Raw genomic sequence first — 12,829 nt, 5'->3', positions numbered from 1 at the left:
AAATAAGCGTTGGAGTAAAAGAGATGACACAAACAACAAACTACAATGGCATTGCTATTATCATGCGTGGTCTACCGGGTAGCGGTAAAAGTTACTGGGCAGAAGAGTATGTTAAAGCGTTACCAAAGTTAGAACATGCCGAGCAATTCAAAATCTGTTCTACAGATGAGTTCTTTTATCATGAGGGGCAATACCGTTTTAATTCAAAAAACCTTTCTAAGTATCACAAACTTAACTTAACTCGGTTTATTCATGCCATAGCGAATAGAGTGCCAGTGGTTATTTGTGATAACACTAATATGGCGCAGTGGGAGTTTGAAGGTTACTGTGAAGCGGCAAAAGCAGAAGGTTATCAAGTACAGATTCAGCAAGTAGGTGAGCCAAAAGATAAGCAGCATCAACTACTGTGTGCTGATAGAAATAAGCACAGGGTTCCTTTAAGTAGCATCAGCCGTATGGCGAAGGGCTTTGAGGCTATATAGCCGAAAAGATATAAATCAAGTAAATGAGTTATGCCGCTGAAATGTCAATTTTTAGCGGCTATGCTATGTCGCTCAGTATTTGTAGACTGAGCAACTCACTAAGTTGACTCTAATTGATACTTGGCTAATATTGAAACTAATTTTTTTACGCTAATTGAGCTGCTTTCTTAGGCCTATTCGGCTGTAGCCTGAAGGGAAGTTGTCAAAGCGCGTAAATTCTTTAAATCCGAGGTTTTGGTAAAATAATGGTGCTTGCCAGCTTTGAGTCCATAACCATAAACCTGCCAATTGCTGTTCTTTTGCGTAAGTTTCAGCCTGCATCATCAACTGTTTACCAATGCCTTTGCCTCGACAACTTTCATCGACCCAAAGTTCATCTACATACAACCATTGCCATAATAGGTCGGCAGTGAGTGCAGCTATAAGTCCACCTTGTTCATTGGTGACTGTCCAGTTTAACCGCTCCGTTTGATAAGTTGGAGCGCACTGAATTTGGCCGTGTGATTTAAACCCAGCATTAAGCTCTTCTTGTTGGCGGACATTTAATGCTCCATTACTAAAATCTATTTTCAGCATCGCTGATCTCTTATTTATGAGCAAAGCTTATTGGCTATGCTGGACTCTTAGATATTAATAATAAACAAATTATGAATAAAATAAATCAAGAATAGCTCGGAAGAGTCTAAATCGTTATGGGGTTATTGAGAGGCAAGAATGGTGATGGTGTTTTGAGCTAAAGGTTTGGTAATAAAAAATTTTAACTGTAGAAAGGGTAATAAAAAAGCCCATAGATTTGCACCTATAGGCTTTTCGTTAAAGTTTGAAACTCTAAAGAGTCATAACTAAATTAATAGTTACTTCTTAGCAGCTCTTTCTTTAACTTCAGCGATAACTTTCTCAGAAACACTGTTTGGACACTGGCTGTAGTGAGCAAATTCCATAGAGAATTGGCCACGACCAGAAGTCATAGTACGTAGTGAACCGATGTAACCGAACATTTCTGAAAGCGGTACGTCAGCCTTAATACGAACACCAGTAACACCAGCGTTTTGGTCTTTGATCATACCACGACGACGGTTAAGGTCACCAATTACGTCACCAACGTTGTCATCTGGGCTGAATACGTCAACGTTCATGATAGGCTCAAGAAGTTGTGCGCCAGCTTTTGGCATAGATTGACGGAATGCGCCTTTAGCAGCGATTTCGAACGCGATAGCTGACGAGTCAACTGCGTGGAAAGCACCATCTTTAAGTTCGAATTCAACGTCTAACACAGGGAAACCAGCAACAGTACCGGTGTTCATCATGCTAGCGAAACCTTTCTCAACTGCTGGCCAGAATTCCTTAGGAACGTTACCACCAACAACTGAAGATTTGAACGTTAGGCCAGTGTTAGCTTCGCCTGGACGGATAACGTAGTCGATCTTACCGAACTGACCAGAACCACCAGATTGCTTCTTGTGCGTGTAGCTATCTTCGATTTCACGAGTAATAGTTTCACGGTATGCAACTTGAGGCTCACCTACAATTAGCTCAACGCCGTATGTACGCTTAAGGATATCTACCTTAATGTCTAGGTGAAGCTCACCCATACCTTTAAGGATAGTTTCACCTGAGTCTTCGTCAGTTTCTACGCGGAAAGATGGATCTTCTGCGATCATTTTACCGATAGCGATACCCATTTTCTCAGAACCGCCTTTATCTTTTGGCGCTACAGCGATAGAGATAACTGGCTCTGGGAATACCATTGCTTCAAGAGTACAAGGGTGCTTAACATCACATAAAGTGTGACCAGTTTGTACGTTCTTCATACCAACGATCGCGATGATGTCACCAGCTTGTGCGTAATCAAGTTCGTTACGCTCATCAGCTTGCATTTCACACATACGGCCGATACGTTCAGTCTTACCAGTTGCACTGTTAAGAATCGTGTCGCCTTTACGTAGCTGACCTGAGTAGATACGTACGAATGTTAGTGCACCAAAACGGTCATCCATGATTTTGAATGCTAGTGCTTTTAGTGGCTCGTCGATAGAAACTAAAGCAACTTCACCAGTCTCGTTACCTTCTTCGTCAGTTAGAGGCTGTGGATCAACTTCAACTGGGTTTGGTAGGTAATCAACAACAGCATCAAGAAGAAGCTGCATACCTTTGTTCTTGAAAGCAGAACCACAGTATGTTGGGAAGAAAGTCATGTCACGAGTACCGGCACGGATACAACGCTTAATGTCTTCCATAGATGGCTCTTCGCCTTCCATGTAAGATTCCATTAGGTCATCGTCCATCTCAACCGCAGTCTCGATTAGCATTTCACGGTATTCTTCAACAAGATCTACCATGTCAGCTGGAACGTCGTTTACTGTGTAGTTTTCAGCTTCGCCAGTATCATCCCATACGTATGCTTTACGAGTCAGTAGGTCAACAACACCACTGAACTCATCTTCGATACCGATTGGAAGGACCATAACTAGTGGGTTAGCAGCTAGTACGTCTTTAGTTTGCTTAACAACGCGCAGGAAGTCAGCACCCATACGGTCTAACTTGTTTACGAAAATGATACGTGCAACTTCAGATTCGTTAGCATAACGCCAGTTAGTTTCTGATTGTGGCTCAACACCACCAGAACCACAGAATACACCGATACCGCCATCAAGAACTTTAAGAGAACGGTAAACTTCTACTGTAAAGTCAACGTGACCAGGGGTGTCGATAACGTTGAAACGGTGATCTTTCCAGAAACAACTAACAGCAGCAGACTGAATGGTAATACCACGCTCAGCTTCCTGTTCCATGAAGTCAGTTGTTGATTCGCCGTCATGCACTTCACCTAACTTATGGATTTTACCAGTAAGCTTTAGGATACGCTCAGTTGTAGTAGTTTTACCCGCGTCAACGTGAGCAAAGATACCAATGTTTCTGTACTTTGATAAATCAGTCATTTTTCTACTCTATTGGAGTTACGTTCTAAAATTCCGCGCAAGTATAGCAATACTTTTCAATTTATTTTATCGATTTTTATCATTCAGGGCTAAATTAAACGAAATATCATAAAAAAATCACATTTTATAGCCAAAATTAAGGTCGAAAATCTGATAGCCAAGTTAGGAAAATAGCTATCTCTGGCTTTTCTGATAGTTTTTTATCTTAGCTACAGAATAATTGGGTATGCGATTGCGCGAAGCTTGACCCAGTTTAGTAAAATTTGGGCTAAATGGATACCTGTAAACAATGCTTACATCCACTTAAGTTTTGCTGACTAGATAATGATATCGGTTGAAGGTAAAAGGGTAGGGGTTTTAGTTTGGGACGACTGTTTAAGGTGGTGTTTTATTTGCTTTGAAGTAAACGTTTTATGGGGTTTGTACGTATAGATGGTTGATCGTTGATAATAATCGCTGGCTAATCGAGCTTTGCTTTTAAAGCATAAAGAATTTGATTATGTGTCAAATGATTAACTCTAAACATTAACGTCACATCGACGAGGTTATAGTTAAAGACTCAGCAGTTCAGACTAAATATAGTGAGTTTTGAGTTTCATGAAGTGATTGATAGAGCCATGTAGTGGACGATAAGCGTTATTGAAATAGAGGCTAAGAATATGGCGAACGTTAAAAGTATCACTAAAGGACCTGCTTGCAGAAGGTTTAATTCGTTACCTCTTGGAATTCGTTTTACGTTCAAAGTAAGCCAAAAGATATTTTGTAGAGCGTTTTTTCTCATCACATTCACTATGTCATTTGCTTTTTTTATACCGGATAAAGTCTTTGCTACAGATATAGTTATCTTAGAGCAAAATATTTCGGATTCAGAAAAAGTAAAATTAAATAAATGGCTTTCTTATGGTGTCGAGGCCGTTACCGAAACATTAGGTGAACTTCCACAAGATAAAATCGAAATTGAGCTTGTGGATAAACGCAGTACTGGCGAACCCGTGCCGTTTGGACAAGTAATAAGAGGTAGCCCTGTGAAAGTTAAACTACAACTTAATGCATATGCCACTTTCCCGGAGTTTGTTGATGATTGGACGCTATATCATGAGTTATCGCATCTCTACATACCCTACCTTGACTATCCGTCGTTTTGGCTCAACGAGGGATTTGCTACTTATATGCAATATGTTGTGATGCTCAATAGCGACACAATTAACGCTGAGTTGTTTGTTAACCGAGTCAGTAATGGGCTAGTAAGAGGAGAGCAAAGAACAAAGCAGTCTCCAGGGCAACTTGCTGAAGTGTCTGATGATATGTGGCGGAAAAGAGCATTTAAGCGAGTCTATTGGACTGGCGCAGCATTTTTTATCGAAGTGGATAACTTACTTATCACTCAAGGTCAAAGTATGGTTAAAGTGATAGCAGCTTATACTGAATGTTGTCTTACTGCAGAGAGTACGGGTATCAAGTTGATGCAGGACTTTGATCAAATCGCCGACACAGGCGTGTTTACTGATACTTATAAAAAGTATTATATGAGAACAGATTTTCCGGTTATCACTCAAGCGCAAATAAAGCTCGTTAGCCGTTATTACGCTAATGACTGAGTAGCCTGTTTATAAAGAGCCAATCATTGTTGGCTCTTTATTGATACTAACCGTGACTGATGAAAGCGTTAGCACTCGCTTTCGGACTAGTTCTCTTTGCAACCGTTTTCATCGCATGAGTCAATTTGCTTAGCTGCTCTGTAGTAACGCAGTAAGGCGGCATAATATAAATAAGATTAGAAAAAGGTCTGATCCATACACCTAGATTAACAAATTCTTGCTGCAGCTCTGCGGTATTTAATGTTGAACTCATTTCAAGTACACCTACAGCACCAAGTACTCGCACATCGTGTACATGTTCATAGTCGATAGCATCGGCTAACTCTGTTTTTAGTTGCGCTTCAATTGCACTGACTTGAGCTTGCCATTGGTTTTCTTTAATCAGTTCAATACTGGCAATGGCTGCAGCGCAAGCTAACGGGTTACCCATAAATGTTGGGCCGTGCATAAAGACACCTGCTGGCGAGTCACTTACACCTTGTGCGACTTCATCACTACACATAGTCGCAGCTAAGGAAATATAACCGCCAGTAAGGGCTTTACCAAGGCACAAAATATCTGCTTCGATATGGCTATGCTCATAGGCAAACAGCTTACCTGTTCGGCCAAACCCTGTGGCGATTTCATCTAAAATAAGTAACACATTATATTTGTCGCATAATTTGCGCAGCGCAGCTAGATAATCTGAGTGGTAAAAACGCATACCGCCAGCGCCTTGCATTATAGGCTCAACCAGTAACGCCGCTATTTGCTGATGATTGTCTTCAAAAATACTGGCAATTTCATTGAGCTCTTCGGGATCAAACTCACCATCAAATCGAGACTGCGGTGCAGGGGCAAATAGCTGCTTGGTGACTAACTCGCCAAACATGGTGTGCATCCCCCCCTCTGGATCACATACGCTCATCGCGGCAAAGGTATCGCCATGGTAACCATTTTTAATCGTAAGAATTTTCTGCTTGTCGGTATTGGCTTTACCTTGCCAATATTGCAACGCCATTTTCATTGCCACTTCAACGGCAATAGAACCTGAATCGGCTAAGAATACTTTGGTTAATTTAGGACTGGTTAGCTCGACGAGTAGTCGCGCCAGTTCAACGGCGGGTCGATGAGTGATCCCGCCAAACATGACATGACTGAGCTGGGCCGTTTGTTGCTGCATAGCTGCAACGATTTTTGGGTGACTATACCCATGTACACATGCCCACCAAGAACTCGTACCATCGACTAATTTGCTACCGTCTTGTAATTGCAGTTCAACACCCTCAGCAGCAACTACACCATAAGCCGGCAGTGAATTGGCCATTGAGGTGTAAGGATGCCAAAGGTGTTTTCTATCAAATTGAAGGTCGATGCTGTTTATCGTAGACTGGTCTTGTGTGTTCATAAATTAACCGTTAGTAAACCTTTTAATTCCAATGGCGTTGACAGGTTACGGCTTGCAGGTATCCTAAGCAAGCAAAATATTTACTTTTAAAGCTAACTAATTATTTGTAGTTACTTGTTTTTTATATAAAATAGTTTGCACTCTCAAACTCTTGTCAATGCGGTTGTTGGTATAAGAGCTGAGTTTAAATGGCTGGTGTACCAATAAAATAAACAATAAATTGAACGAGTGAGCGAAAAGGGAACAAGATGTCTGAAGTACAGCTAAGAAATAACTGGAAGCGCGAAGAGATTGAAGCCTTATTTGCACTTCCTATGAACGATCTTCTATTTCAGGCGCAGAGTATCCATCGCCAAGAGTTCGATCCTAATGAAGTGCAAATTAGTCGTTTACTGTCGATAAAAACGGGTGCTTGCCCAGAAGACTGTAAGTATTGTCCACAGAGCGCTCGTTACGATACAGGCCTTGAGAAAGAGCGCCTTATGGCAATGGAAACCGTATTAACAGAAGCACGCAGCGCAAAAGCGGCAGGTGCTTCACGTTTTTGCATGGGGGCTGCATGGCGTAACCCTAAAGAGCGTGATATGCCATACCTAAAGACCATGGTTGAAGAGGTCAAGGCATTAGGCATGGAAACCTGCATGACGTTAGGTATGCTTTCTGCTGATCAAGCAAATACGCTAGCAGATGCGGGCTTAGATTATTACAACCACAATTTAGATACATCACCAGAGTATTATGGCGATGTGATCACCACTCGTACCTACCAAAGCCGTTTAGATACGTTAACTAATGTGCGCGCATCAGGTATGAAAGTCTGCTCAGGCGGTATTGTCGGTATGGGCGAGAAGGTAACTGACAGAGCTGGCCTTATTCAACAGTTAGCTAACCTGGAACAGCATCCTGATTCTGTACCCATTAATATGTTAGTAAAGGTTGAAGGCACACCGTTTGAAAAGCTTGACGATCTCGACCCACTAGAGTTCGTGCGCACTATCGCAGTAGCACGTATTACTATGCCTAAGTCTCGGGTTCGCTTATCAGCAGGCCGTGAGAATATGACTGAAGAGTTGCAAGCAATGTGCTTTTTTGCTGGCGCAAACTCAATTTTCTACGGTTGTAAGTTGTTAACAACGCCGAACCCTGAAGAAAATGATGATATGGCACTATTTAAAAAGTTAGGTTTACATCCAGAGCAAGGCATAGCAGCAACGAAAGAGCAAGATGAAGCAATGCTTGCCAAAGCGGCTGCACAGCAAGATAAAAAGCAATCAGCATTTTACGATGCTGGTGCACTCTAGGCATTCTATAAAACGTGAATAAGCCAATAAAGTTCAACTTGTTAAATAGATAGAATCTGAAGCAATCTAACCATAATAGTCACTTATGCCTTACTTACACATTGTAGGGTATAAGGACTAAACGCTTTTAAATTGAGCAAAATCAATGTCAGAAAGTTCCAATCAAGTACATCAGAACGAAACTCTCGCCACTCGTATTGCTAATCGCAATCTAGCACTTCATGAGCAAGGCTTACTGAGAAAACGCACTAATTTAGTACTCGATCCCAGTCAGTCAAACTACTTTGAAGTCGACGCTTTACCCTATGTTAATTTTAGTAGTAATGATTATTTAGGCTTGTCAACTTCAAACGTTTTAATAGATGCACTACATCAAGGTGCTAAAGACTATGGTGTGGGGAGCACTGCATCACCTCTTGTTGTTGGTTACACGGAGGCGCATATCAAGCTTGAAAAAGCACTCTGTGATGTAACGGGGCACGAAGCTGCATTACTATTCTGCTCAGGTTTTAGTGCTAATACTGCATTGATGAAAACCTTGTTTGAACCGAACGATCTAGTTGTTGCAGATAAGTTCATTCATGCATCTGTTATTGATGGTATTCAAGACAGTGGTGCAAAACTAAAGCGCTTTAGTCACAATGACATTGAGAGTGCGAAGTCCTGCTTTGAACGTTTTAAACCAAGTGCACTGGTTACCGAAAGTGTATTTAGTATGGATGGAGACATCGCACCGTTAGCAGAGATGTCAGCGCTTTGTCAGCAACATGGTGCATGGTTTATTGTTGATGATGCCCATGGTTTTGGTGTGATTGGTGAAGATGGCTTTGGCGCTACGAGACTAACTGACGATATTAAGATTGATGCGCAATTAGTCACATTTGGAAAGGCTCTCGGTGGGCAAGGTGCTGCAATTCTCGGTAGCCGCGAGTTAGTTGACTTTCTCGTTGCTAATGCACGGCACTATATTTATTCCACGGCATTATCTCCTGCAAGTGCAGTGGCAGCTTTTACCGCATTGACAGTGATAGAGCAGCAACCAGAGCTAAGGGAAAAGCTTAAAGAGAACATCAGTTATTTTCGCGAACAGTGTGAAAGTAAAAATATTGAGTTAACTGATTCGTTAACTGCAATACAGCCTATTATTTTAGGTGATAGTGCTAAAACGATGGCTGTGGCTCAGCGCCTTAAAGAGCATGGCTTTTGGTTAGGTGCAATAAGGCCACCAACTGTTCCACAAGGTAGTGCAAGGCTAAGATTGACGCTAAATGCCAATCATTGCCAACAAGATATATCAGCCTTAGTGAATGTGTTGGCTGATATCCTTAATAACGATTAATAATCAAATTAATGAATAACAATATTTTAATTGTTCGGGATCCAATGTTGTGAATAAAGGATCAAATGGGCTAAGCCAGCAGGTGGCGGCATGTTTTTCAGCCGCAGCAGATAACTACCACACCTATGATGTTTTGCAACAACAAACGGCTCAACGTTTGTTAAAGCAAACTGAGGTCAGTGGTCGATTATTGGATATTGGTGCCGGCCCCGGCACATGCTTTGCGCATTTACCAAGCGTTAAGCAGGTCATTTGCCTGGATATCGCCGAGGGTATGTTAAGCACTCTGACTGCGAATTATCCACACTACCAAGCGATATGTGCAGATGCTCAAAACCTGCCTTTGCTCGACAACAGTGTGGACGGCATCTACTCCAATGTTGCTCTGCAATGGTGTCAACAACTGCCTCAAGCAATAACAGAAGCTAATCGAGTGCTAACTGCGGGCGCAGAGTTCAATATGAGCATCGTCGCCAAAGATAGCTTGCAGCAATTGGCTGCTCTGGGTTTTAAAATAAATCAGTTTATTGAACAGAGCACACTGTTAGCGGGCTTTGATAAATCACAATGGGATATCGAGCTGTGTGAAACGCAGGCGATCAGCTTACATTTTGACACTCTGAAATCAATGTTGCAGTCGATTAAAGGAGTTGGTGCATCAATTGTTAAGCAACAACAAGATGTTAACTTGCCTCAGGTCACATTGAGAGGACGTAAAGATTGGCAAGCATTACAAGCTAAGGCAGAGTTGAGCCGAGCCCCAGAGGGCCTTCCTTTAACTTATAATATTTGCTTTATTAAGGCGCGCAAAAAGCGCTAATTGCAGCTGAGCGACTTGGAGATAACATGACATTTTTTGTAACCGGTACCGACACTGATTGCGGTAAGACGCTTATTTCATCTGCATTATTGACGGCTGCCAAAGGCGAAACTGTTGGTTTTAAGCCTGTAGCATCGGGTTGCACTGAAACAGAAGCGGGTCTACGAAATAGTGATGCGTTAGCATTAATGGCTGCATCAACGATTAAGCTTCCTTATGAAGATATTAACCCTTTTGCATTTTTACCTGCTATTGCTCCGCATATTGCAGCCGAGCAAATGGGCGTACAGTTAGCCCCTAACCGCATTGCGGCTATGATGAAAATGTCTGAATTTGTCGGTGCGGACTTTTGCTTAATAGAAGGTGCTGGTGGCTGGCGTTTACCATTAGGGGACGGGCATTACTTATCTGAAGTGGTGCAAATGATGCAGCTGCCGGTTATTTTAGTGGTTGGTATGAAGCTTGGTTGTTTAAATCATGCATTACTTACCGTGGAAGCGATAAAAGCTGATGGCCTCAACATTGCTGGTTGGGTCGCTAATCAGGTTGATCCTGACATGGCGCATCCAGAAGAAAACCTAGCAACATTAAAAACGGCAATTACAGCGCCTTTCTTAGGTTTTGTACCACACCTATCGGAAGCAACAGCAGAGCAAGTAGCCAGTCATCTAGATTTAAGCGTTCTTGGCTAATACCAATCAGTATAAACATTTGGTCGCTCAGCGAGAATTTAGCGGCTTTGAGGCAAGGTCATTAAGTGCTCCTTGCTTTAATGACATTCACCACATCCATGTGGTTTGCAACGAGTGAAGAGCATAGTTATTCTACGTTCAAGCTAGTTAACACAGCATCAAAGCCGCTAAAACTCGCCATTCTGGAGCGTTTTTGGCTGCCTACTTCTACGTTGAATAACTTCAAAAGGGAGCGACCATTCTTTCAATTATTCGCCTTGAATTAGTTTGCCAAAAACACTCTGAGTAGATCAAATTCTTGTACTGATTGGTATAAATCTTCGTTCGAGCTATCCCTATTAATCTAGTTCAGCAAAGCCTAGTTATGCCGTTTGTCTATGGTGGTTAATTAGGCTTATCTTTTTGTTAAAAAAGATTAATCTCACGTCTTTTACAATTATCCCCGTTAGGCAATTAAATTAATCTTGGATTAATGAAACCGACCTAGACTTGGCATCACTTGATATAAAGTGGATTCGAGTCGTCTATTATTGAAGCAATAAGCCATAAATTGAAGCGACAAAGCAAAATTTTTGCCGTCTCCCCTTGAAATCTCGTTTGCCGGACATATTATGTCTTTTAAGAGTGTATATCAGGTACTTTGTATCCTACAGGAGCTTAAATGAAGCGTATATTTTTACTGATTGCCACCAACATGGCGATCTTATTAGTGGCATCAATTGTGATGTCTATTTTAGGTGTTAACACCTCTACTATGGGTGGTTTACTGGTATTCGCTGCGATCTTTGGTTTTGGTGGCGCATTTATCAGTTTAGCAATCTCTAAGTGGATGGCTAAAAAGACTATGGGTTGTGAAGTGATCACAACACCACGTGATAATACTGAACGTTGGTTAGTTGAAACGGTTGCCCGTCAAGCTGAGCAAGCTGGTATTAAAATGCCTGAAGTGGCAATTTATCAGTCACCAGAGCTAAACGCATTTGCGACAGGCCCAAGCAAGAATAACTCTTTAGTGGCAGTCAGTAGTGGTTTGCTATACGGCATGAACCAAGACGAGATTGAAGCGGTTCTAGCTCACGAAGTCAGCCACGTTGCCAACGGCGACATGGTGACATTGACGCTAATTCAAGGCGTAGTGAACACATTTGTCATTTTCGCTGCTCGCGTCGTTGCAGGCATCATCAATAACTTCGTTGCAAGTAATGATGAAGAAGGTGAAGGCCTAGGCATGTTTGCCTATATGGCAGTGGTTTTCGTTCTTGATATGTTATTTGGTATTTTGGCTTCAATCATCGTTGCTTACTTCTCACGTATTCGTGAATACAGAGCGGATGAAGGCGCAGCAAAACTTGCAGGTAAAGAGAAGATGATTGCTGCACTTGATAGATTACGTCAAGGTCCAGAAACTGGTGCAATGCCAGCATCTATGTCTGCACTTGGTATCAATGGTAAAAAGTCTATGGCGGAATTGATGATGAGTCATCCACCATTAGAAAAGCGTATCGCAGCATTACGCGCTAGCTAATATAACGTTTTACTAAACAAAGCGGTTTGAGCTTATAAAGCTCAAATCGCTTTTTTATTGCTCAAAATCAAAGCGATAAATGGTGAAAACGAGCAAATTCCAAGAGTTAATTTGATTGAGCGCACGTTTTGCGAAAATCCACAATGATATGATCTTTCAGCTAAATTAGTTGCGAATTAGATAATGCTTAGCTAAATTAATCTAAGTCGTGCTAAAAAAATAATGATCGCAAGATGAAAACAAACCTGACATATAAGTTTTCACTATGTGAACATCTAATGAGGATACAATTGTGAGCAATAAACTACTAAGCGTAATCTTTGGTGCGGCTTTCGCTGCGCTAGCACTATCTCCATCAGCTTTCGCTGAAGGTCAAGAACTTGCTGAAATGCATGCAGAAATGGACGGTTGTGAAGCGTGTCACGCTGACGGTTCTCCATCTGCAGACGGCGAATATGAGTTTGAGCAGTGCCAAGCTTGCCACGGTACATTGGCAGAAATGGACGCAGTTCACCAACCACATGATGGCATGCTAATGTGTGCAGATTGTCACGCGCCACATGAAATGAACGTGGGTGACAAGCCAACTTGTGACAGCTGTCACGATGACGGCCGTACAGCAGAGTCAGTACTTAAGTAATTTTGAATTAATTCAGAATTCTAAATTGAGCCAGCTAAATAGCTGGCTTTTTTGTGGCTAAAATTTGCATATTATATCAAGTCGTTAGGCGCTCAAGTTTTTGAAA

The 12,829-nt window shown here is 41.8% G+C and carries 11 protein-coding genes; 8 read left to right on the top strand and 3 right to left on the bottom strand.

Annotated features, from left to right (window positions below; genetic code table 11):
* Positions 1–23: 23 nt before the first annotated feature.
* On the top strand, positions 24–482 hold the full coding sequence (locus tag AB4298_RS03965) for an AAA family ATPase (protein ID WP_248998364.1): 459 nt from the start codon (positions 24–26) through the stop codon (positions 480–482).
* A 150-nt stretch (positions 483–632) separates the two neighbouring features.
* Here the strand turns inward: AB4298_RS03965 and AB4298_RS03960 are convergent, their stop codons facing one another.
* Together AB4298_RS03960 and fusA are read right to left on the bottom strand one after the other, a co-directional pair.
* Positions 633–1,058 carry a GNAT family N-acetyltransferase gene (locus AB4298_RS03960; RefSeq protein WP_371985801.1) on the bottom strand — a complete coding sequence of 142 codons (426 nt, stop codon included), beginning with the start codon at positions 1,056–1,058 and terminating at the stop codon, positions 633–635.
* 278 nt (positions 1,059–1,336) lie between these two features.
* The gene (gene fusA, locus AB4298_RS03955) at positions 1,337–3,421 is read right to left on the bottom strand and encodes an elongation factor G (protein ID WP_248998366.1); all 2,085 of its coding nucleotides are present in this window, start codon (positions 3,419–3,421) and stop codon (positions 1,337–1,339) included.
* A 791-nt stretch (positions 3,422–4,212) separates the two neighbouring features.
* Here fusA and AB4298_RS03950 point away from each other — a divergent pair.
* Complete coding sequence (locus AB4298_RS03950) at positions 4,213–5,019, top strand: M61 family metallopeptidase (protein ID WP_371985800.1); 807 nt, start codon at positions 4,213–4,215, stop codon at positions 5,017–5,019.
* Positions 5,020–5,065: 46 nt separating this feature from the next.
* Here the strand turns inward: AB4298_RS03950 and bioA are convergent, their stop codons facing one another.
* Positions 5,066–6,406, bottom strand: coding sequence for an adenosylmethionine--8-amino-7-oxononanoate transaminase (bioA, locus tag AB4298_RS03945; protein WP_371985799.1), 1,341 nt, complete (start codon positions 6,404–6,406; stop codon positions 5,066–5,068).
* Positions 6,407–6,654: 248 nt separating this feature from the next.
* On the opposite strand from bioA, the gene bioB reads away from it, so the two are divergent.
* From bioB to cctA, 6 genes are all read left to right on the top strand, one after another.
* Positions 6,655–7,707: a biotin synthase BioB gene (bioB, locus tag AB4298_RS03940; protein WP_371985798.1), complete on the top strand. Its 1,053-nt coding sequence runs from the start codon at positions 6,655–6,657 to the stop codon at positions 7,705–7,707.
* A 145-nt stretch (positions 7,708–7,852) separates the two neighbouring features.
* On the top strand, positions 7,853–9,046 hold the full coding sequence (bioF, locus tag AB4298_RS03935) for an 8-amino-7-oxononanoate synthase (RefSeq protein ID WP_371985797.1): 1,194 nt from the start codon (positions 7,853–7,855) through the stop codon (positions 9,044–9,046).
* A gap of 49 nt (positions 9,047–9,095) precedes the next feature.
* On the top strand, positions 9,096–9,866 hold the full coding sequence (locus tag AB4298_RS03930) for a methyltransferase domain-containing protein (protein WP_371985796.1): 771 nt from the start codon (positions 9,096–9,098) through the stop codon (positions 9,864–9,866).
* Positions 9,867–9,892: 26 nt separating this feature from the next.
* Positions 9,893–10,558: a dethiobiotin synthase gene (bioD, locus tag AB4298_RS03925; protein ID WP_371985795.1), complete on the top strand. Its 666-nt coding sequence runs from the start codon at positions 9,893–9,895 to the stop codon at positions 10,556–10,558.
* A gap of 661 nt (positions 10,559–11,219) precedes the next feature.
* The gene (gene htpX, locus AB4298_RS03920) at positions 11,220–12,083 is read left to right on the top strand and encodes a protease HtpX (protein ID WP_220781993.1); all 864 of its coding nucleotides are present in this window, start codon (positions 11,220–11,222) and stop codon (positions 12,081–12,083) included.
* A 292-nt stretch (positions 12,084–12,375) separates the two neighbouring features.
* A complete protein-coding gene (gene cctA, locus AB4298_RS03915) occupies positions 12,376–12,723 on the top strand; it encodes a tetraheme c-type cytochrome CctA (protein ID WP_220781994.1) in 348 nt (115 codons plus the stop codon).
* Positions 12,724–12,829 lie beyond the last annotated feature (106 nt).

It is taken from the genome of Shewanella sp. 10N.261.52.F9, from assembly GCF_041471165.1.
GTDB lineage: Bacteria > Pseudomonadota > Gammaproteobacteria > Enterobacterales > Shewanellaceae > Shewanella > Shewanella marinintestina.
This window is presented reverse-complemented; position numbering and strand designations above follow the sequence as displayed.

Excerpts from the sequence above, each read along its gene's own strand:
- htpX (WP_220781993.1), top strand. The coding sequence starts at position 11,220 with ATGAAGCGTATATTTTTACTGATTGCCACCAACATGGCGATCTTATTA.
- bioD (WP_371985795.1), top strand. The coding sequence starts at position 9,893 with ATGACATTTTTTGTAACCGGTACCGACACTGATTGCGGTAAGACGCTT.
- fusA (WP_248998366.1), bottom strand. The coding sequence starts at position 3,421 with ATGACTGATTTATCAAAGTACAGAAACATTGGTATCTTTGCTCACGTT.
- AB4298_RS03965 (WP_248998364.1), top strand. The coding sequence starts at position 24 with ATGACACAAACAACAAACTACAATGGCATTGCTATTATCATGCGTGGT.
- AB4298_RS03960 (WP_371985801.1), bottom strand. The coding sequence starts at position 1,058 with ATGCTGAAAATAGATTTTAGTAATGGAGCATTAAATGTCCGCCAACAA.
- bioF (WP_371985797.1), top strand. The coding sequence starts at position 7,853 with ATGTCAGAAAGTTCCAATCAAGTACATCAGAACGAAACTCTCGCCACT.
- AB4298_RS03950 (WP_371985800.1), top strand. The coding sequence starts at position 4,213 with ATGTCATTTGCTTTTTTTATACCGGATAAAGTCTTTGCTACAGATATA.
- bioB (WP_371985798.1), top strand. The coding sequence starts at position 6,655 with ATGTCTGAAGTACAGCTAAGAAATAACTGGAAGCGCGAAGAGATTGAA.
- bioA (WP_371985799.1), bottom strand. The coding sequence starts at position 6,406 with ATGAACACACAAGACCAGTCTACGATAAACAGCATCGACCTTCAATTT.